At 63.8% G+C, this 20268-nt stretch carries 20 protein-coding genes; 10 read left to right on the forward strand and 10 right to left on the reverse strand.

Features of this window, described 5'->3' with window-relative positions; genetic code table 11:
* Positions 1 to 4: 4 nt before the first annotated feature.
* Complete coding sequence (locus tag ACP26O_RS24050) at positions 5 to 1108, reverse strand: LacI family DNA-binding transcriptional regulator (protein WP_175666079.1); 1104 nt, start codon at positions 1106 to 1108, stop codon at positions 5 to 7.
* 114 nt (positions 1109 to 1222) lie between these two features.
* On the opposite strand from ACP26O_RS24050, the gene ACP26O_RS24055 reads away from it, so the two are divergent.
* Positions 1223 to 2059 (forward strand): NAD-dependent epimerase/dehydratase family protein, encoded by an 837-nt coding sequence (locus tag ACP26O_RS24055; RefSeq protein ID WP_175666080.1) that lies wholly within the window; start codon positions 1223 to 1225, stop codon positions 2057 to 2059.
* A gap of 19 nt (positions 2060 to 2078) precedes the next feature.
* On the opposite strand, the gene ACP26O_RS24060 is transcribed toward ACP26O_RS24055, so the two are convergent.
* Both ACP26O_RS24060 and ACP26O_RS24065 read right to left on the reverse strand, forming a co-directional pair.
* Complete coding sequence (locus ACP26O_RS24060) at positions 2079 to 2399, reverse strand: DUF1330 domain-containing protein (protein ID WP_175666081.1); 321 nt, start codon at positions 2397 to 2399, stop codon at positions 2079 to 2081.
* 395 nt (positions 2400 to 2794) lie between these two features.
* Entirely contained in the window at positions 2795 to 3118 is a 324-nt protein-coding gene (locus tag ACP26O_RS24065) for a hypothetical protein (RefSeq protein WP_006749566.1), read from the reverse strand.
* Positions 3119 to 3737: 619 nt separating this feature from the next.
* Here ACP26O_RS24065 and ACP26O_RS24070 point away from each other — a divergent pair.
* Positions 3738 to 4370: a LysE family translocator gene (locus ACP26O_RS24070; protein ID WP_175662720.1), complete on the forward strand. Its 633-nt coding sequence runs from the start codon at positions 3738 to 3740 to the stop codon at positions 4368 to 4370.
* A 125-nt stretch (positions 4371 to 4495) separates the two neighbouring features.
* Here ACP26O_RS24070 and ACP26O_RS24075 read toward each other — a convergent pair whose 3' ends face one another.
* Together ACP26O_RS24075 and ACP26O_RS24080 are read right to left on the reverse strand one after the other, a co-directional pair.
* A complete protein-coding gene (locus ACP26O_RS24075; RefSeq protein WP_175666082.1) occupies positions 4496 to 6124 on the reverse strand; it encodes an NADP-dependent glyceraldehyde-3-phosphate dehydrogenase in 1629 nt (542 codons plus the stop codon).
* Positions 6125 to 6596: 472 nt separating this feature from the next.
* Complete coding sequence (locus ACP26O_RS24080; protein ID WP_006749569.1) at positions 6597 to 7550, reverse strand: LysR family transcriptional regulator; 954 nt, start codon at positions 7548 to 7550, stop codon at positions 6597 to 6599.
* A 221-nt stretch (positions 7551 to 7771) separates the two neighbouring features.
* On the opposite strand from ACP26O_RS24080, the gene ACP26O_RS24085 reads away from it, so the two are divergent.
* Positions 7772 to 8800, forward strand: a complete 1029-nt coding sequence (locus ACP26O_RS24085; RefSeq protein ID WP_175662722.1) for a DUF1338 domain-containing protein — start codon at positions 7772 to 7774, stop codon at positions 8798 to 8800.
* Between the two features lie 225 nt (positions 8801 to 9025).
* Here the strand turns inward: ACP26O_RS24085 and ACP26O_RS24090 are convergent, their stop codons facing one another.
* From ACP26O_RS24090 to ACP26O_RS24100, 3 genes are all read right to left on the reverse strand, one after another.
* Complete coding sequence (locus ACP26O_RS24090) at positions 9026 to 9223, reverse strand: CsbD family protein (protein WP_011660169.1); 198 nt, start codon at positions 9221 to 9223, stop codon at positions 9026 to 9028.
* A gap of 53 nt (positions 9224 to 9276) precedes the next feature.
* A complete protein-coding gene (locus ACP26O_RS24095; RefSeq protein ID WP_011660170.1) occupies positions 9277 to 9627 on the reverse strand; it encodes a BON domain-containing protein in 351 nt (116 codons plus the stop codon).
* An 88-nt stretch (positions 9628 to 9715) separates the two neighbouring features.
* Positions 9716 to 9880, reverse strand: a complete 165-nt coding sequence (locus ACP26O_RS24100) for a hypothetical protein (RefSeq protein ID WP_006749573.1) — start codon at positions 9878 to 9880, stop codon at positions 9716 to 9718.
* Between the two features lie 391 nt (positions 9881 to 10271).
* Here ACP26O_RS24100 and ACP26O_RS24105 point away from each other — a divergent pair, with 391 nt between their 5' ends.
* The 4 genes from ACP26O_RS24105 (at position 10272) to ACP26O_RS24120 (ending at position 15100) form a co-directional block, all read left to right on the forward strand.
* Positions 10272 to 11816: a helix-turn-helix transcriptional regulator gene (locus ACP26O_RS24105; protein ID WP_138849947.1), complete on the forward strand. Its 1545-nt coding sequence runs from the start codon at positions 10272 to 10274 to the stop codon at positions 11814 to 11816.
* A 162-nt stretch (positions 11817 to 11978) separates the two neighbouring features.
* The gene (locus tag ACP26O_RS24110; protein WP_105831675.1) at positions 11979 to 12170 is read left to right on the forward strand and encodes a CsbD family protein; all 192 of its coding nucleotides are present in this window, start codon (positions 11979 to 11981) and stop codon (positions 12168 to 12170) included.
* Between the two features lie 411 nt (positions 12171 to 12581).
* The gene (locus ACP26O_RS24115) at positions 12582 to 13733 is read left to right on the forward strand and encodes a branched-chain amino acid ABC transporter substrate-binding protein (RefSeq protein ID WP_175666083.1); all 1152 of its coding nucleotides are present in this window, start codon (positions 12582 to 12584) and stop codon (positions 13731 to 13733) included.
* 194 nt (positions 13734 to 13927) lie between these two features.
* Positions 13928 to 15100 (forward strand): NAD(P)/FAD-dependent oxidoreductase, encoded by a 1173-nt coding sequence (locus ACP26O_RS24120; protein WP_006749577.1) that lies wholly within the window; start codon positions 13928 to 13930, stop codon positions 15098 to 15100.
* 171 nt (positions 15101 to 15271) lie between these two features.
* On the opposite strand, the gene ACP26O_RS24125 is transcribed toward ACP26O_RS24120, so the two are convergent.
* Complete coding sequence (locus ACP26O_RS24125) at positions 15272 to 15583, reverse strand: hypothetical protein (protein ID WP_175666084.1); 312 nt, start codon at positions 15581 to 15583, stop codon at positions 15272 to 15274.
* 752 nt (positions 15584 to 16335) lie between these two features.
* On the opposite strand from ACP26O_RS24125, the gene ACP26O_RS24130 reads away from it, so the two are divergent.
* Positions 16336 to 16914 carry a DUF4337 domain-containing protein gene (locus tag ACP26O_RS24130; RefSeq protein WP_175666085.1) on the forward strand — a complete coding sequence of 193 codons (579 nt, stop codon included), beginning with the start codon at positions 16336 to 16338 and terminating at the stop codon, positions 16912 to 16914.
* A 1066-nt stretch (positions 16915 to 17980) separates the two neighbouring features.
* Positions 17981 to 18349: a hypothetical protein gene (locus tag ACP26O_RS24135; RefSeq protein ID WP_175666086.1), complete on the forward strand. Its 369-nt coding sequence runs from the start codon at positions 17981 to 17983 to the stop codon at positions 18347 to 18349.
* Between the two features lie 345 nt (positions 18350 to 18694).
* Here ACP26O_RS24135 and ACP26O_RS24140 read toward each other — a convergent pair whose 3' ends face one another.
* Positions 18695 to 19108 (reverse strand): winged helix-turn-helix transcriptional regulator, encoded by a 414-nt coding sequence (locus ACP26O_RS24140; protein WP_165752447.1) that lies wholly within the window; start codon positions 19106 to 19108, stop codon positions 18695 to 18697.
* A gap of 93 nt (positions 19109 to 19201) precedes the next feature.
* Here ACP26O_RS24140 and ACP26O_RS24145 point away from each other — a divergent pair, with 93 nt between their 5' ends.
* A complete protein-coding gene (locus ACP26O_RS24145; RefSeq protein ID WP_175666087.1) occupies positions 19202 to 20155 on the forward strand; it encodes an aromatic alcohol reductase in 954 nt (317 codons plus the stop codon).
* Positions 20156 to 20268: the final 113 nt, after the last annotated feature.

Here is a 20268-nt window from a genome sequence, read left to right on the forward strand (position 1 = left end):
TGCGTCAGCCGACCGCGGCCGTCGATGCGCGCATGATCAGCCGCGGCTCGAACGTCGAATAGCTTGCGTCGGTGCGTCCGGCGAGCGCGTCGATCAACTTCTGCATCGCGAGCTCGCCCATGTTCTCGCTCTGGATGTCGATGGTGGTCAGCGCGGGCGCCGCGTATTCGCCGTACGGCACGTTGTCGACGCCGGCGACCGACACGTCCTGCGGCAGCCGGAATCCGAGCGACGCGGCTTCCTTCATGAAGCCGAGCGCGATCAGGTCGTTGTAGCAGATCACGGCCTGCGGACGCTGCGGCCCGAGCATCACGCGCGAGCATGCGCGCTCGCCGGCCTCGGCGGTGGGCGCGTGCGCATCGTGCACGTCGAGCGTGAGGCCCGCTTCGGCGAGACAGTCGCGCGCGCCCTGGATCCGTTCGTCGTTCACGCGCGCCGGCCCGAAGCCGAGGTACGCGATGTGCGTATGGCCGAGATTGAGCAGGTGACGCGCGAGCATGTAGGTGGCGAGCCGGTTGTCGATGCCGACGCTCGGAATCGACAGGCCGGGGCTGCGCCGCAGCAGCACGAGCGGCTTGTGCAGGTCGAGCATCCAGCCGGCTTCCTCGTCGGGCATCCGCGTGCTGACGATCAGCCCGTCGACGCGCTGCGCGAGCGCCTCGATCAGCGAGCGTTCGCGCGCCTGATTCTCTTCGGTATCGACGAGCAGCAGCGTGTAGTCATGCTGGAGCGCGACGCGGTTCGCGCCTTTGACGACGTTCGTGAAATACGGGTTGCTGATATCGAGGATCACGACGCCGATGGTGCGCGTGCGTCCGGTGATCATCGAACGCGCGAGCGGGTTCGAACGATAGCCGAGCCGCTCGATCGATTCCTTGAGCCGCGCCTCGACGGCCGGCGAAAAGCGCTGGGTGCCGTTCACGTACTTGGATACCGTCGCGACCGACACGCCGGCTTCCGCCGCCACGTCGCGGATCGTCGGGGAAACTTTTTTCATGAAGAGGGTAACGTTTTCGTTCCGTTGCCCCGGATTGTGGCAGAAAAAGCCGGCGCCCGGCCACCGGCCGATATCGGGAAAATGCGGATGGCTGCGGGCAGGTTCAAGCATTGACGGTCAGCTTTTGTCCCGCGTATAGTTGGAAAACGTTTTCCGCTTTCGGCTGATTTCACCGACTTCGGGCAACTTCCCGGACACCCTTCAGGACAGATTCAAGGAGACTCGATGAACGCCTCATCCACCGGCGCACGCAAGCCGTTCGGGCGCCTGCTGCTGACCGGCGCGGCCGGCAACCTCGGCCGCCAGGTGCGCGGCGCGCTGGCGAACTGGGCCGACGTCGTGCGCGTGAGCGACATCGCCGCGCTGGACGACGCGGCCCCGCACGAAGAAACCCGTGTCGTCGACCTGGCCGACCGGCCGGCGGTGATGGAACTCGTCGACGGCGTCGACGCGATCGTCCATCTCGGCGGCATTTCGGTCGACGCGCCGTTCGACGATCTCGTCGATGCGAACATCACCGGCACGTACAACCTGTACGAAGCCGCGCGCAAGCACGGCGTGAAGCGGATCGTGTTCGCGAGCTCGAACCATGCGATCGGTTTCCATCCGGTCACGGAAGTGCTCGATGCCGATTCGCCGCAGCGCCCGGACAGTCTCTATGGCGTGACGAAGTGCTTCGGCGAGTCGCTGTCGCGCTACTACTTCGACCGCTTCGGGATCGAGACGGTGTGCCTGCGGATCGGCTCGTCGTTCGAGGCGCCGAAGAACCCGCGCATGCTCGTGACGTTCCTCAGCTATCGCGACTTCATCGAGCTCGTGCGCTGCTCGCTGCTGACGAACCGCGTCGGGCACGCGATCGTCTACGGCGTGTCCGACAACCCGGTGAAGTGGTGGGACAACACGAAGGCCGGCTTTCTCGGCTTCCGGCCGCAGGACAGCTCCGCGCAGTTCGCGGGGATGTTCCCGCTCACCGCGCCGACCGCCGACTACGACGATCCCGCGCAGCGCTACCAGGGCGGCGGGTTCGTCGTCGGCGAGCCGATGGAGCGCAACGCGAAGTAAGCGCCGCGCACGGCGTGGCTCAGCGCAGGATGTCAGTCGCCTTGTGCCGTTCATCCACGCCGTCGATCAGGATCAACGGGCCGCTTGCGTGCCGCGCGCGCAGCGGCTGGATCTGCTGGTAAGCGTCCGATTCGTACCATGCGCGGGCGGTGTCGAGGTCGGGAAACGCGATCGCGATCAGGTCGCCGCGCCACTCGCCTTCGCGCACGTCGGCCCGTGCGCCGTGAATGACGAAATGGCCGTCGAACGGCGCGAGCGTGCCGTCGATGCGCTCGAGGTAGTCGACGATGTCGTCGCACATGTGAACGTCGTGCAGGTGGGCGATGGCGTAGGCGGTCATGGCGGGCTCCGGGGTGTCGATGCAATGCGTCGATCGATTCGTTGATCGATGCGGCCATGATCGGCGCGCGGGCGGCGCGCGTCGATTACCTGCGACGTAAGCAAATCCATCCGGCCGGGCGCGTCATGCGCGCTTGCGCATCAGTCGCGGATGCGGCACCGCCTCGGGTGCCGGCGCCGACTCAGCCGCTTCCTTGCCTAGCTTGTCGAGCATGCGTTGCGCGGCGCCCGCGCAATCCTCGACGGCCTCCGATCCGCTGGAAGAACAAGGCGCTGCGCGCGCTGGTGTCGCAGCAGATGGCCGCGCAGTGCCAGACGCGGCGCTACCGCAAGTGGATGGCGGGGCGGGCGGCGCGTTAGGCGCGACGGCGATGCGTCGTGCGGCCTGATGCGGGCTCAGACCGGATACGCATCGTCGACCTTCAGGTTCGCGAGCCGGAACAGCGTGCGCAGCGTCTGCGGATGAATGTCGCGGCGCGCGGCGAGCGACGTCAGCATGAAGTCGAGCACCTTCGCGTAACGCAGCAGCACGAGGCAGCGCGCGAGGTCCGCATTGCCGCCGCGCATGCCTTCGGCGAAGTGGACCATCTGGGTCGACAGCGAGCGTGCCATCTCGAGTTCCATCTGCTGTTTTTCGGTCCATTCGAGCTGCGGCTGTTCGAGCAGTTTCGCGAGAAAGAGCTGGAACGACGTATCGGATGAGTTGGGCAGCGCATCCATGGGGAGCCTCGTTGCTTGCGTGGATCGTTCGGGCGTATCCGCTGGACGGATCGCGATCCGGTTCATGTCCGCGCCGTCCGGTGACGCGGTTGTCGCTGCAATGCGAATGCAGGTTTCGTACCAGCGGCGCGATCCGAGTGTCGAGCCATGTCGACGCGGGGCGCGGCCGCGGTCATCGCGTCCCGCCGGTGCTGGCTTGCGTGGAAAATCGACGAAGGGGTCCATACGCTGCGCGCGGTCGCGATCGATCGCGCATCAGGGCCCGGACGGATGAAATGCTTCAGCGATGTAACGTAACGCCGGGTGGAAACCGGTTGCATGTTTCGGTCGACGGATCGCCGGCATGGCGCGACGCCTGTGTGTCGGCGGCGTCCCGCCGCCGCAGGCGGCTGCGTGCCGCGCGCCGCGACCACGTCCGCCGCACCATCGAATGTCGCGGCACCTGCGCCGGATGTTTCATATCCGAGACGTTTCCGCGCGAGGCGATCCCAATGCGTATGCGTATCCAACCGACGTCGCCCGCGCGATCCAACTGGCCCTGCGAATAACCGGACAATTGTGCATGGGCAGCCGCGCCGTGTTTGCGAACAATCTCCGCATCATCCCTGCGAGGTTCGACATGAGCGTCCACGCCTTCTTCTCGGCCAACCTGCTGCTCGCGTACACGGCTTATTTCATCGGCACGGCCAGCCCCGGCCCGAGCAATCTCGCGATCATGTCGGTCGCCGCGAACCATGGCCGCAAGGCGGCGCTCGCGTTCGCGCTGGGCGTCATCTCGGGATCGATGTTCTGGGCGACGGTGGCCGCGCTGGGTGTGTCGGCGGCGCTGCTCGCATGGTCGAAGCTGCTGGTCGCGATCAAGCTGTTCGGCGGCGCGTATCTGTTGTGGCTCGCGTTCAAGTCGGGCCGCACCGCGTGGTCGGCCAGATCGGCCGATACGCTGAAGGCGGCGCCCGAGCAGAACCTGTCGCGCCTCTACGCGCGCGGCGCGATGCTGCACCTGACGAATCCGAAAGCGATCCTGGTGTGGGTCTCGATCGTCGCGCTCTCGTCGAACGGCGCGGGCGCGTCGCACGGCGCTGTCGTGCCGGGCTGCATCGCGATCGGATGTGTGGTGTTCGGCGGCTACGCGCTGGTGTTCTCGACCGATAGCGCACGCCGGCTGTACGTGCGCGGCCGGCGCGCGATGGAAGCATGTCTCGCGGTGGTGTTCGGCGTGGCGGGCGTCCGGTTGCTGGCGTCGAACGTATAGGGCGGCGCGGCGCGAAACGGTGGCGCGCGCAGCGCCGCGTCGGCGTTCCCCGTCCGCGCGTGCCGCGCACGCGCAAAAAAGCCGCTGCACCGGCGCGGGCAGCGGCTTGTTCCGGGCACCTTGCTTCAGAAAATGAAGCCGGTGTTGATGAACTTCGAATAGTGATCCGACACGATCGAATCGAGCAGCTGCTTGCTGCCTTCGGTCTGCTTGGCCGCGACCATCGAGCGGATCGAGAACGCGCGCAGCGCATCGGTCACCGACAGCGTGCCTTCCGCCGAGTCCTTGCGACCCGCGAACGGGAACACGTCCGGCCCGCGCTGGCACTGGCAGTTGATGTTCACGCGGCAGACCTGGTTCACGAGCGGATCGACGAGCGCACCGATCTGCGCCGGATCCGAACCGAAGATGCTGACCTGCTGGCCGTGGTCCGACGTCGTCACGTAGTCGAGCGCGGTTTCGACGTCGTCGAACGGCGCGACCGGAATGATCGGCCCGAACTGCTCCTCGCGATACAGCTTCATGCCTTCGGACACCGGATACACGACGGCCGGATAGAACAGCGTCTTGCTGAACTCGCCGCCCGAGTGGTTGACGACCTGCGCGCCCTTGGCTTTCGCGTCGTCGATCGCGTCGGTCATGTACGCGGTGCGATGCATGCCCGGCAGCGGCGTGATGCTGACGCCTTTCTCCCACGGCATGCCGATCTTCAGCTGTTCGAGCGCGGCGGTGAAGCGCTTCAGGAACTCGTCGACGATCGAGCGATGCACGAGCAGCATCTTCAGCGCGGTACAGCGCTGGCCGTTGAACGACAGCGCGCCGAGCAGGCACTCCTTCACGGTGAGGTCGAGATCGGCGTCGGGCAGCACGATCGCGGCGTTCTTCGCGTCGAGGCCGAGGATCGCGCGCAGCCGGTGCGACTTCGGATGCTGCTTCTTCAGGTGATCGGCGACCTTGCTCGACCCGATCAGCGCGAGCACGTTGATCTTGCCCGACGCGAGCATGTGCGGCACGACCACCGCGCCCGGCGCGTAGATCGTGTTGATCACGCCTTTCGGGAACGCGTCGCGGAACGCCTCGAGCAGCGGCTCGAACAGCAGCGTGCCGTACTGAGGCGGCTTGAACACCACGGTGTTGCCCATCAGCAGCGCGGGGATCAGCGTCGCGAACGTTTCGTTCAGCGGATAGTTGTACGGCCCCATGCACAGCACGACGCCGAGCGGCGTGCGGCGGATCTGGCCGATCGTGCCTTCCGCGATCACGAAGCGCGAGTTCGCGTTGTCGAGCTCCTTCAGTGCGTCGATCGTCTGCGTCATGTACGTGACGGTGCGATCGAACTCCTTCTGCGAATCGGCGAGGCTCTTGCCGATCTCCCACATGATCAGGTTCACCACCAGCTCGCGCTGCGCGACCATCCGCTTGATGAAGTCCTGCATGCACGCGATGCGCTGCTCGACCTTCATCGTCGGCCACTCGCCGCGGCCCGAGTCGTACGCGCGCACCGCGGCGTCGAGCGCCGCGTCGCTTTCCGTCTCGCCCATCACCGGATAGCTGCCGATCTCCATCTGCGCGACGCTGCCGTCCGGCTGGCGCACGCACACGGGCGACAGCACCGTTTTGGTCGTGCCGTCCCACGGGCGCAACTCGCCGTCGACCAGCGACACGCGCTGATGGATCGGGGCGGCGAGCCGGAACTCGGTGGGGATGTCTTGATAGGCGGGAAATAGCTGCTGCAGGGAGGCGGAATCGGGCATGACGGTCTCGTTTGACAGGTGTCCGGAAAGGACGGGCGATGCGGAATCCTGAGCTGAATGATCCTCGATCCTTGAATCGGCATGATGACGCGCGCACGTCGTGACGTCACGCTACGTCACGCGATGGTGTGGCCGAAACCCGGATTGGAACCAGTTCCATTTAAAAGGAACGCCGAGCCGATTGCAACATTTACCGAACGCGATCGTTCGATGCGTAAGCATTCTGTAGGACTGTTTCCAAATGCCGGAAATAAGCCGATCGGTGCGTTCGCAAACGTTTCACGGCGGCCGGTTTGGGCGGATAATGGCCACGCGCGGCGCAGAAAAATTGCCCGGGGACCTGAGAGAAAACATAAGCAGTGAAGAAACGAGAGAAGGTGCCGCCGCGCTGCCGAAGCGAGGTCGGCTGCCCGGAGCGCCGGGTCGGGGTTGCCCGCCCGGCGCGCACCGGACCTGTCGCGGTACGCCGCGATCATTCGACGTCTTCGTCATCCTCCGCATCGAGATCGTCTTCCTCCCCGTCCCGCCCCGGCGCCGCATACGCGCTCGCCTGTTCCAGCAACCACGCGCGAAACGACTCCAGCGGCTTGCTGTGGCTGAGCTCCGTCGGATACACGAGGTAGTACGCCGAATCGCCGACCGTCGCCGCGTCGCACGGCACGACGAGGCCGAGTTGCTGCAACTGCTCCTCGACGAAGAACTTCGGCACGAGCGCGATGCCGAGCCCGGCCGCGGCCGCGCTGATCAGCATCGTGTGGAGTTCGTAGCGCACACCCTGCATCGTGCGGATGTCCTCGACGCCGTGCGTCTCGAACCATTGCGCCCATGCGCCGGGGCGCGTCGTCGAGTGGAGCAGCGGATACGCGAGCAGATCCTCCACGCGTTCGACCGGCCCGTCGAGCAGCGCGGGCGAGCAGATCGGCACGACTTCCTCGCCGAACAGATAGTCGGACGACGTGCCGGGCCAGGTCGGCTTGCCGTAATGGATCGCGGCTTCGAAGTGCGTGTCCTCGAACGAGAACAGGTCGGTGCGGCTGCCCATGTTCACGCGCACGTCCGGCGTGCGGTCGTAGAAGCTCTTGATGCGCGGGATCAGCCAGTGCGACGCGAAGGTGGGCAGCACGGCCAGCTCCAGATAGCCACCGCCGCTGCCGTGCGCGATGATCGACAGCGTGTCGCGATCGAGCGCCTCCAGCGCGCGCCGCACCTGCGTTCCGTACAGCTTGCCGGCGCGCGTCAGCACGACGCGCTGCTTCACGCGCGCGAACAGCCGCACGCCGAGGCTCGCTTCGAGCGTCGCGATCTGCCGCGATACCGCGCTTTCGGTCAGGAACAGCTCCTTCGCCGCGTGCGTGAAGCTCTCGTGGCGCGCCGCGGCTTCGAAAGCCACGAGCGCACCCATGTTGGGGATCTTGAATTTGCGCATGAATTTGTCTGACGAAGGAGCCGCCTGAAGCGGGCCGGCGAACGCGTGCGGGAACCGTGAATAATTCCAAAAACTCATCACATGTCAATTTAATCTCGCTTTACGCCCGGCTGCAACCCTTTGAATAATGCATCCCACGCAAGGTCAGGCGCCCGCTGGGCGGCCGGCCAACCGAGATGCCGGCACGTTTTTGCCGGCGATCCCCCGACACGAGAATCCTGATGCGCAATCCGAATATCGACAGCCTGCTGACGAAGCTGCTGGGACAGGCAAAGACCGACGCCCTGTTCGCGACCCTGAACATGCCGGCCATCCTCGACGAATGGGAAACCGACGTCGTCACGCGCGCGGAAATCGCGCAGGCGATGAACATGGCGCTGTTCGAAGGGCTGCTCGAGCGTTCGGCGAATGGCCGCGCGTACACCGCCGAAGCCATCGAAAACGGCGGTTCGGTCTACTTCGACCACGGCGCGCTGCGCACGGTGCGCTGGCCGCACACGGGTGCGCTGCCGCCGGGCGAGGCCGCGTTCACGCGGATCCTGCGTCCGCTCGGCTTCCGCCTGAACGGGCGTTATCCGCTCGACAAGCTCGGCATGACCGGCCGCGCGTACGCGCATGAAGACGCGCCGGACGAGATCGCGCAGTTCTTCGTCAGCGAACTGCATCCGGAACGGTTCTCGAAGGAATTCCAGCAGGCCGTGACGAACGTCGTGAGCTCGTCGCGCGATCCGCTGTCGCCGGCGGCCGTCGCGCTGCTGTGGGAGATCGAGCGCGAAGGCTGGCTGCCGCTCGACGCCGCGCATGCGCTGCTGCCCGAGATCGTCGGCGCGTTCGCGCGCCAGCACGACGTGCCGAACGAACTCGACTACGAAACGCTGCTGCTCGAATCGGCCGAGATGGCATGGATCGCGACCGAAGGCAATGCGTTCAACCATGCGACCGATCGCGTGACCGATGTGTTCAAGCTGTCCGACGACGAGAAGGCGAAGGGGCGGCCGATGAAGCCGGAAGTCGAGCGCTCGCGTTCGGGCCGCGTGTTCCAGACCGCGTATCGCGCGGACATCGTCGAGCGCGAGTTCCGCACGCGCGACGGCGGCACGGTGAAGCGCAACGTGCCGGGCTCGTTCTATGAATTCATCACGCGCCGTCGCACGTTCGACCAGGCGGCGCGGCGCTGGGTGACGGACCTGCGTTTCGACGCGGGCAACGCGCAGGGCATCTTCAAGATGACGGCGAACGCGGCGAAGTAAGCGCGACGCACGCAAGACAAAAGGGCCGGCGGCTGATGACAGCCGCCGGCCCTTTTGCGTTGCATGAGCGCGTCGAGCGTCAGAACAGATGCGTGATCAGGTAGAACAGCACCAGCACGCCGAGCGGTACGCCCAACAGCCATGCGATCAGATACTTGCCCATGTCGTGGTCCTCCGCGTGGCCGCGACGCGGGACGCGTCGCGGCGTGTGAGGAGACTGACGCGTTACAGCTCGCGATCGAACTCCTTCATTTGTTTCTCGGCTTCGTCGCGCGCGATCCCGTAACGCTCCTGGATCTTGCCGACCACATAGTCGCGATTACCTTCGGCGACGGCCAGGTCATCGTCGGTCAGCTTGCCCCACTTGGCCTTCAGCTTGCCCGACAACTGCTTCCACTGACCCTTGATCTTGTCTTCGTTCATGGTGTGCTCCTGTCGTAAAGGGAGAAAAGTGCGGCGCCAGGCCGCGTGACACCTCAGGCCTTCGCCTTCAGGCCGGATGCGTCGACGTGCTTCACGCCCTTCACCGAGCGTGTCACGGCGATCGCTTTCTTGACCGCGAGCTTCGAATGCAGCACGCCCGTCAGCGTGACGACGCCGTCCACCGTCTTCACGTCGATGTCCGTGCTCTTCACGCCTTTGGTGGTCGCGAGTTCGCTCTTCACCTTGGTCGTGATCCATGTATCGGTCACGGGCTGATCCGATTCGGCCTTCATGGATTTCTCGGTCGACGACGCCTGTGCGTACGCGGTCGTGAGCGGTGCGCCAGCGAGCAGGAAAGCCGCGCTGACGGCGAGCAGCGTCGAAAGGTGCGAGGTCTTGTTCATTGATGTTCTCCTTCGAGTGGCGTGAGTGAATGAATGCGAATGCAATGCGAGTGCAATGCGAATGCGGATCGCGCCGCGCGTTATCGCGTCATCGCGCGATCGGCGTGTCGTAGCCCGGCTCGCGCGGCGGCATGTCCGGGCGCGGTACGTCGGGTGGTTGGGGCACAGGCGGGTCGGTGCCGGGCGACGGTTCGGGCGGATGGTCCGGAGCCGGTTCGGGCCGCGTCGGATCAGGTGTCTGATGCAGCTTCATCGGGTCGTCCTCCTCTGCAGTAGTTCAGCGCGTGAGCGCCGATGCAGTACCAGCGTACCGGCGCGAACGCACGCATGCATCGCGCAAATTCACCGGGTTGCCTAGTGCGTTTGCACGGGGACGGAACGGCCGAGCGGGAACGGGAAATGCGCCGATAGACGTGCGAGGCGCGATGGCATGCGCGGGTGCCGCCATGCGCGCCGCTTGGCGGGATAGCGCACGCTGGCGGCGTGGCACGCGAATGTACTATTGCGCATGGTGCATCCAGGCGTGCCGAGCGCAGCGACGGCACGCGACCATCGCGACACGCGCCGGGCCGGCGCACGTCGGCGCCTGATGGCGCGGATGCAGCCGAACCGGCAACCATGCACACGACGTGGACGACCCTTCAATGGACGATCGAGTAAACGAACAGACGCTCAAGTCGCATACCGACCGGCGTCAGCTGTACCAGATCATCGCGGGGCTCACCGAAGGCGTGATCCTCATCGAACCCGACCAGCGCATCGTGTGGGCGAACGAGGCCGCGCTCGCGATGCACGGCGTGACCGAGCTCGACGCGCTCGGCGCGGACGTGACCGAATATCGCGAGCGCTTCCGGCTGCGTTACCGGAACAACAATCCGGTAGGCGACGGCCACTATCCGATGGATCGCGTGATCGCGGGCGAGGAGTTCAGCGACGTGACGGTCGAAGTCGAATCGGCCGCCGACGAGAACGTGAGCTGGGTCCACCGGATCCGCAGCCTCGTGCTGACGAACGCTGCCGGCGAGCCCGACTGTCTCGCGCTCGTGCTGCACGACGCGACCGAATGGGCGAGCGCCGAGGAGCGCTTCGAGCTCACGTTCAACGCGAACCCGGCGCCGGCCGTGATCTGCCGGCTCGACGACCTGCGCTACGTGAAGGTCAATCAAGGCTTCCTCGACATGACGGGCCACGCACGCGACGACGTGCTCGGCCGCTCCGTCTACGAAGTCGACGTGCTCGATCAGGCCGAACATCGCGAACTCGCGATCGAGCGGCTCGGCGAGGGCGCGACGATCCCGCAGATGGAGGCCGTGCTCAAGCGGGCGGACGGCGGCACCAAGGCGGTCGTCGTCGCCGGGCAGCCGATCGACATGAACGGCGAAGCGTGCATGCTGTTCACGTTCATGGATCTCGAGCCGCGCAAGCAGGCCGAGCTCGCGCTGCGGCAGAGCGAGGAGTGCTTCGCGAAGGCGTTCAGGATGGCGCCGGTCGCGACCGCGATCGTCACGGCCGACCGCTTCGAACTGCTCGACGTGAACGACGCCTTCGTCGCGATGGCCGGCCATGCGCGCGACGATCTGCTCGGCAAGTCCGCGGACGAGATCGGGCTGTGGGCCGAGCGCGGTGCGCGCCAGCAGATCGACAGTGCGCTTGCGCGCGACGGCAACGTGCGCAACGCGGACGTGCAGATCCGCACGGGCGATGGCGACGTGCGCGATTGCGTGGTGTCGGCCGAACCGGTCGCGATTCACGGGCAGGATTGCCTGCTGATCGCGTTGCTCGACATCAGCGATCGCAAGCGTACCGAGATGGAGCTCGTCTACGCGATCGAGACCGCGATGCAGGATGCGTCGTGGTTCAGCCGCACGCTGATCGAGAAACTGGCGAACGTGCGGCGCGAGAATGCGCCGGACGCGGGCGCGCAGCTGTCGGATCTCACCGCGCGCGAGCGCGACGTGTTCGACCTGCTGTGTCACGGCCTCGCCGACAAGGAGATCGCCGGCCGCCTCGGGCTCGCGCCGAACACCGTCCGCAATCATGTCGCGACGATCTACGCGAAGCTCGACGTGCATAGCCGCGGCGAGGCGATCGTGTGGGCGCGCGAGCGTGGGATCGTCGGTGCGGCCGATGCGAACGGCGCGCGTGGCGACAAGGGCGCCGAGAAGGGCGGCGCGAACGTCAAGGGCTGACGCCGAGCGCGGGCCGTCTCCCCATCGGTGCGAATGCACCATGCAGGCTGGTGCATCCGCATCTGCCGCGCGTGGCGCGCGGCTGCGATCCTGTCCACTCGGCGGGGCGACGCGGGCTGCGGCACCGTCGGCTCTCTCCCCAATTCGTTGCAGGAGACGACCATGGACAGGAATCGCATCGAAGGCAAGCTCAAACAACTGAAAGGTTCGGTCAAGGAAGCACTCGGCAAGGTGACGGGCGACCGCGCGACGGAGGCGGAAGGCGTGGCGGAACAGCAGGCCGGCAAGATCCAGGAGAAGGCCGGCGAAGCGGCCGACGAAGTGCGCCGTCATACGGGCAGCGACCGGCACTGAGCGCCGTTGACTCATCGCGCGTTGTGTCGACGCCGTGTGACGTAGCGATGATTCTCCATCGGCATCACCCCGCGCGGCCTTGATTCGAAGGCGTTTTCGCGCATTCCGCCCGATCTTTCTCCTTCCCGGCCCGCCATCGCGCGGGCCGGCGCCGTCCGTGCAGATGGAACTTGATGACAATTCCTCACAACGTAGTTCCGATATTTCGTTTGCTGCACGCGTATTGGCTACCCACAATCGGTTCACCTCTTTCGCGCTGACAGGTTCTTCGGAGACGGAACCGCGGTGATCGCCCGGCAAGCCATGCGCCTTGGCGCAGCTCCGGCGACAGCAGAATTCACCGGCACGCGGGAGGTCGCCGCCGCGCGATGGTCGTGCGGCGCATCCGACCCATACAAGAAGGATTGGCCGATGACGTTCCGCATTCGTTCGCTTTCCGGCATTGCACTGACCGCCGCGATCCTCGCGTTACAGACGGGCGCGGCCCACGCGCAGGAGACGGTCGTCAAGGTCGGCGTGGCCGTGCCGCTGACGGGCGGCGGCGCCGCGTACGGCAAGGACATCGAGAACGGCGTGCGTATGGCCGTCGACGAGGCGAACGCCGCGCATACGACGATCGGCGGCAAGCCGGTGAAGTTCGTCGTCGCGTCGCAGGACGACCAGAGCGATCCGCGCATCGGCGTACAGGCCGCGCAGCAACTGACCGACGCGCAAGTGGCCGTCGTGATCGGCCACTTCAATTCGGGCACGACGCTGCCCGCGTCGAAGATTTACGCGAAGGCCGGCATTCCGATGATCACGCCGTCGGCGACCAATCCCGACATTACGCGCGCCGGGCTCGGCACCGTGTACCGCGTGATCGCCACCGACGCGCAGAACGCCGGCAACGCCGGCGCCTATGCGGCGAGCGTGACCAAGGCGAAGCGCATCGCGATCATCGACGACCGCACCGCGTTCGGCCAGGGCGAAGCCGACGAGTTCGAGAAGGCCGCGAAGGCGAACGGCGGCACGATCGTCGCGCGCGAATTCACGAACGACAAGGCCGTCGACTTCAGCGCGCAGCTCACGAAGATCAAGAGCACGAATGCCGACCTGGTGTTCTTCGGCGGCCTCGACGCGCAGTCCGCGATGCTCGTCAAGCGCATGCGCCAGCTCGGCATCCGCGCGCAGTTTCTGGCGGGCGGCGGCGTGATGAACGCGAACTTCATCAAGCTCGCCGGCAACGCGGCCGAAGGCGCGTCCGTGTGGGAGTACGGTCAGCCGCTGTCGCGTCTCGCGAAGGGCAAGCAGTTCGAAACGAAATTCAAGCAGAAGTACGGCGTCGACATGCTCGCGTATGCGCCGTTCGCGTACGACGCGACGTGGATCGCGATCAACGCGATGCAGAAGGCGAACTCGACGAAGCCGGCCGATTTCAATGGCGCGCTGAAGGGCACGCGCTACGACGGCATCACCGGCACGATTGCGTTCACGAACACGGGCGACCTGAAGAACCCGAGCTCGACGCTGTATGAAGTGAAGAACGCCGCGTGGCAGCCCGTCACCACGCAAACGGCGGACTGAATACCCGAACGCGCGCGGACTTTCGCGGCGACGCCCAACGTGCTGAAATACCCAAGGCGATCGAATGCGGTCGCCGCGCATGTCGGGGCGATTCGCCGGGCGGTCCGCACGCCCGGCGCCGCGCGCGACGCGGCACGAACAACCTTCGGGCGCGGCCGGCTGGCCGCGCCTTTCACGTGTAACTGGAGTCAGTCGTGAGTTCTCAAGTCGTCATCGTCGGCGGTGGTGTGATCGGCAGCTCGATCGCCTATTTCCTGCGTGCTACCGATCCGACGGTGTCTGTGACCGTCATCGAACGCGATCCGACCTATGCGAGGTCGTCGTCGGCGTTGTCGGCCGCATCGATTCGCCAGCAGTTCTCCACGCCGCTGTCGATCGAGATGTCGCTGTTCGGGATCGACTTCCTGCGCACGATCGGCGAGCGGCTCGAGGTCGACGGCACGCGGCCGTCGATCGATCTGCACGAAGGCGGTTACCTGTTCCTCGCGACGCCGGCAGGCGATGCAACGCTGCGCGAGAACCATGCGCTGCAGACGAAGCTCGGGGCCGATATCCGCTTGATGGATCGCGATGCGCTGCGCGCGAAGTTTCCGTGGCTGAACGTCGACGATCTCGTGTCGGGTGCTTATGGCGCGAGCGGCGAAGGATGGTTCGACGGCTATGGGCTCGTGCAGGCGCTGCGCAAGAAGGCGCAGGCACTGGGTGCGCGCTACGTGCCGGCCGACGTGACCGGCGTGGTTCGCGACGGTCGCAAGGTCACGCATGTGATGACGAGCGACGGCGAGCGCTACGCGTGCGACACGCTCGTCAACGCGGCGGGCGCGTGGACGCGCACGCTGTCGTCGATGATGGGCATCGACATTCCCGTGTATGCGCGGCGTCGCAGCATCTTCAACGTGTCGTCGCCGGCGCAGCTCACCGGGTGTCCGCTGCTGATCGATCCGACCGGCGTGTATTTCCGGCCGGAAGGGCGCACGTATATCTGCGGGACGTCGCCGAGCCCGGATCGCGATCCGGACGATCTGCCGCTCGACGAGGTCGATCACGATTTGTTCGACGAGGTGATCTGGCCGACGCTCGCGAATCGCGTGCCGGCGTTCGAAGCGCTGCGCGTGGAGAACTGCTGGTCCGGGTACTACGAGTACAACGTGTTCGATCACAACGCGATCATCGGGTATCACCCCGAGCTCGATAACGTCGTGTTCGCGAACGGCTATAGCGGGCACGGGCTGCAGCAGGGGCCCGCGACCGGGCGTGGGGTGAGTGAGTTGATTCTGGGCGGGCGGTATGAATCGCTCGACCTGTCGTCGCTCGGCTGGGAGCGCGTGCTCGAAAACCGGCCGATCGTCGAAAAGAACGTCGTGTAGCGCGGCGTGACCGCCCGGTGTGGGGTGGGCGGGATTCTCCTTGTGTCTCAATCTGATTGGCCCGGCTTTGCCGGGCTTTTTTTGTTCTTTGGGGGTTATGGGTGGGGGGCCGGGAGGCGGTCGGCATTCGGGCAGGAGCGAACGGTCGCTATTACGAATACTCGAAGAAGCTCAGTTGCACGCATGCGCTTCAGAGATGTGCACGGGCTCCGTTGCCACTCCTGCATTGTCGGCGAGCAAACGTCGCAGATGAATCTGCGCGGAACCGGGGCCACTTATCAAGACCTCATAATCCCGACCAGCTTGCGGAACAAAAGTGCCAGCACCTGGTGCATAGGTTACCCAGTAAGCTTGGGCGTTGATCATGGTCGTCTCAGTGATTTGAGCGCTAATTGTCAACGGTTGGCCGGCAGGAACAATCCATTCTTGATAATAGCGATAGGCATCAGAAGGTAAGGGCATCCCGACAGTTTTATTGACCATTGCGGAAAGTCCTGGCTTAGATACCAGGCGGCTGGGTTCAGGATACCCACCCCAAAGCCCTTGCTTCGGCGTACAAGCCGTGTTGTAGTGAAAGTATACGGTTGCACCCCAATACACGCGAATTCGGGCTTCCCTATCAGGCTGCCAAGCGGTTGGGTTCGATTGAGGGGACGCACAGGCGCCGAGCACTATAGGAGCGAAGAGCGCGCAAAAGAATGTAATACGACTGTTCATAGAGAAGAACGGTGGTTATTCGTGGCGAGCGAAAATACCTTAGGCCGTGGTTACTGTCACTCAGCATCGATCGAGTGTGCGTCTGCTTGCGAGTGGTCCGACCGACCGCTTCGGCTCGGCGGCCGCCAGTCGCCCGCCACCCCGATGCGAACAGACCGGGTTCGGCCAGAAGGCGACCTTTGTTCGCGGCGCGGTCATGACAATCGGGCGCCAGTACCTCTTCGGAACCGGCCGTTCGAACCGCCAGAACCCCCACGTCGTCTCAGAGTGGGCTACTGCCGACTCACACTTGGGAGATGGCAATTCATGCACAATGTCGAACCGTCGCCCTTTTGGCCGGAATCGGCGTTCAAACAGCGTGAGGTTCCGCAGACGATTGTCCGTTCGTTCACACTTTCGCACGAACTGACTGCCCCAACTGAGCTGCGACCCAGCGATAGGGCCACCACTTTGCTGCCCGCTCCTCACGTGCGTGGGAACCGCGTATAAGCCCTTCAACTCATGCGAACGTTCTTGTTATGCCAGAAGATTTCGAAGTTCACGGCCCGCACGATCATGCAGTAGAGCACCATGCGGCGCATGGAGAAGACCACGGAGCGGCGCGCATCGCCGTGATGACTGCTGTCCTGGCCTGCATCGGCGCGATTTCCGCATACCAGAGCGGTGCGGACGAGAATTTCGCGCTGCTGCACAAGAACGAGGCCGCGATCCAGAAAACCGAGGCAGCTAACCTGTGGGCCTATTACCAAGCGAAGGGCGAAAAGCAGAATCTAGCCGAGCTCGGTGCGGCCTTGAGCCAGGAAGCGTCGCCGCAAAGAAAGCGTTTCGAAGCGGACGCGGCGCGGTATCGCGAAGAGAAGGAGCCGATCCGCAATCGCGCCGAAGTGCTCGAGCAAGAAGTCGTGAAAAGCAATGCTGCGAGCGAGGAGCGGCTACACCGGCACCATCGTTGGGCGCAGGCCACTACCATCATCCAGATCTCGATCGCGCTTGCTGCGATCACGATTCTCACGCGGCGGAAATGGATGCAACGCCTGTCGATGGGTGCTGCCGCGATCGGCGTCGTCTTGGCAGGGCTGGCGTTCTTCGGTGTGTAGCGGCCCGATGAGGGGCGTTTGTCGGCCAGTTTCAGACGCTCGATCAAGAGGGTTAAATCGCAGACAATCTTGAGCACCTGCTTGCCTTTGGTCAATAACGATGAAAGTTTCGAGAGATTTCGGGATCGTTGTCCGACGGGCTGCGCTAGCGGCCAAGAACGTCGAGCTATCCACGGTTCTGGCCGAGTTCAATTTTCGGGAATATTTTGACGCATCCGATAGCCTTATATCACTTGGCCCGTTCTTTGGGGGTGATGCGGCCGACGAGTGTACGAGATCACTGGAGCGGCTTGGGCTGACATACATCGACGACTTTTTTGTCTTCGAGGCGTTTGTGCCTGACTGGTGTTCGTTTGAAGTATTTTGACATGCGTGCCAATATCGAGCCCCCGAGGACGGCTATCGGCCAACTTCAGACGTTCGACAGCGCCGCCAGGCGAAGGGCAGCCGGAACGAGTACTGTGCATTATTTAGACGCGGCTTTTAGGCGTGAAGGGGAATAAGAGGTGGGCTCATGGGTCCGATGCAAGTGTGATCAACTCGTTCACAAAAACCTGTTTTGCGGAACAGGCATATCTCTGCTCGCGACGGAAGAGTTCCTCGATGACGATCATGTCGCAAAAAGCGCAGGTGACCTGATCTCTGATCTCATCCGGCGGTCGGAACTTCTGCTCACATGCTGGAACTGTGGACGAAAAATCTTGGTGAGGGAGACCAAAGACGTGTTCGAGGTCCGGTTCTTCAAGCCGGAACAAGACGGGTAAATGTAAATCTGCAGTGGACTCGCACGGCACATCGAACGGCCGCTTCGAGACTCATTGAAGGACCGCAATAGGTCGGCTACAGCCGAACGCATCGGGCGGCTTCCGGCCAGAACCGGACTGTCGACATCGATGTCCGGTTCATTGACAATCGTTACGTAAGTCGTCGGCGCACACGCCGAATTCCGATTTAGCAGAATCCCAGCCAAAGCCATGATCGGAGTGAGTCGAAGAAGATAAAGAGGAGGCTGACCCGTACTTTGAAATTGCCCCAGTGATGGGGTTTCCAGCGGGAGATGGCCTCCATGGTCGCGGAAGAAATTATATCTAGGTTTGAAAATGGTGCGCCAAGTGGATGCGTAAATCTTTTGTTTTTTGACCGTGCTGACGGAGAGACTGAAGGCAGCTATTACATACATGGGCAAAAGAAGGACTTCGAAAATGATACGGAGTTCTTGGTAAAGTCATTGCGCGACCTCGCAGTGGATATTGAATGGGGAGAGGCCCCCCTGATCGATCTTGAAATCCATCCGTGCGAGCGCGCGTTGCGGATGCCGCGATATGTAAAACCCGGCGAATTCCTGTGTTTTCCATCTCTTGAAATATTGGGCTTTATTCCGCCGGTAAAAATAGAGATGACGTATTTCGTCGAACCGAAAATTTATCGGTGTTGAAGAATGCTTTTTATGTGAGACGGATGACGAATATGTACTTTTATATTGGTACACGACAGGCTAACTCAGCGCTCGACACCGACGCTGTGCGTCTGCTTCGGAGCAAGACGACAGGCCCCCTCGCCGGGTTGAGCCAGTCGCAGTCCGCCGTGGCTGCGGCCGGCCGAGTCCGGCCACTTGCGGTCGCTCGACCGCGCTCTCGGGCGGACATTCGAACGTCAGTTCCGCTCAGCTATCAGACTCTGCCCTGTCGAAATGTGCCGTCCTGCTTCGGCGGCCCAATTGAGAGGCTCCAATCCTTCTCCCCGCCAGGGAAGTAGGGTTTGCAAATCAACGACCGGCAAGCTACGAGTTCGCGTCGGGGTGCTGGCTGTCGAAACTCCGCCTCGCTTCTCGGAAGCGGTCCGCATTCTCGACGATCCAGGTCCACAACGGGACCATGCGAACGAGCAGGTCCATGCCCGTGTCGGATAACTCGTATTCGACTCTAGGGGGCACTTCATCGAAATCGTGACGGAGCACCAGGCCGTCCCGTTCGAGTTGTCGTAACGTGCGCGTCAACATCCGCTGAGTCACCCCATGCATGCGCCTGCCGATTTCGGCATGGCGCAGCCTGCCGTACACGCCGAGCGTGTGGATGACACCGAGCGACCAACGACTTCCGGCGTGTGCGAGCACCTCCCGCCGCAGCCCGTCATCATCGTCTCGCAGGCCGTCGCATACGGTCTGCGAATATTGAAGAAGTTCGTCTCGGTCCAACTATCTGGCTCCCAGTATCACGCATGTACCTTCTTTCATACACGTCCACGCACCGCTAGACTGCGTGCAACGCATTCCTTAGCAGGCTAGACGATGAACCAAACAGATCCTAACGCTACGTCTCAAAACATTCTCGTGCTCGGTGCTGGCGAACTCGGCCTCCCGGTGCTACGCAATCTTGCGCGTCGAGCGAGGGACATCGCGGGCGCGAAGATCAGCGTGCTACTGCGCGCGAGCGCCGTCGAGTCCAGCGCACCCGCCAAGCGGCATGATATCGCGGAGATTCGAGATCTCGGGATCGAGATCGTCGTAGGCGATTTCGTGAAGAGCTCCGTCGACGAGCTCGCCGCCTTGTTTGCGCGATATGACACGGTAATCGGTTGCGCTGGCATTACAGCCGGAATCGACACGCCGATGAAGTTGGCGCGGGCTGCGTTGCAGGCGCGCATCCCGCGGTACTTCCCGTGGCAGTTCGGGGTCGATTTCGACGTGATCGGCCGCGGCAGTCCGCAGGACATCTTCGACGCACAGCTGGACGTGCGCGAGTTGCTGCGCAGTCAGCACGAGACCGAGTGGGTCATCATCTCGACTGGCATGTTCATGAGCTACCTGTTCGAGCCGGAATTCGGTGTCGTCGACCTGCAGAACGACGAAGTCCACGCGCTGGGCAGCCTCGACACCGCCGTGACGCTGACGACGCCCGATGATATCGGTGTGCTGACCGCCGCGATCACGTTCGCCCAACCCCGTATCCGGAACGAGATCGTGTATCTGGCCGGCGACACCGTGACTTACGCGGAGGTTGCAGACAAGCTGCAAGCGGGCCTCGGCCGGCCGTTCAGCCGTTCGGTGTGGAGCGAGCGGTATCTGCTGGATGAGCTGGCGCGCGACCCGAACAATATGATGCGCAAGTATCGTGCGGCTTTTGCTCAAGGGCGCGGTGTCGCATGGGACAAGAGTGGGACGTTCAACCAACGCCACGCCATTCCGGTCACCGACGTGGCATCGTGGATCAATGCAAGCCTTGTTTCGGGCCGCGGCGAGTAATCGTGAGCCCGGCCATCCAGGCTAACCGTATCGAGGATCGTTCCCCCGAGCAGAATAAGCCCGACCCCGACCGATGGGTGCGGGGTCCTGTATTCCGTACTGACTTCAGCCGA

Origin of the sequence: Burkholderia sp. R-40 (assembly GCF_049942845.1) — a bacterium.
In the GTDB taxonomy this organism is placed as follows: domain Bacteria; phylum Pseudomonadota; class Gammaproteobacteria; order Burkholderiales; family Burkholderiaceae; genus Burkholderia; species Burkholderia ambifaria.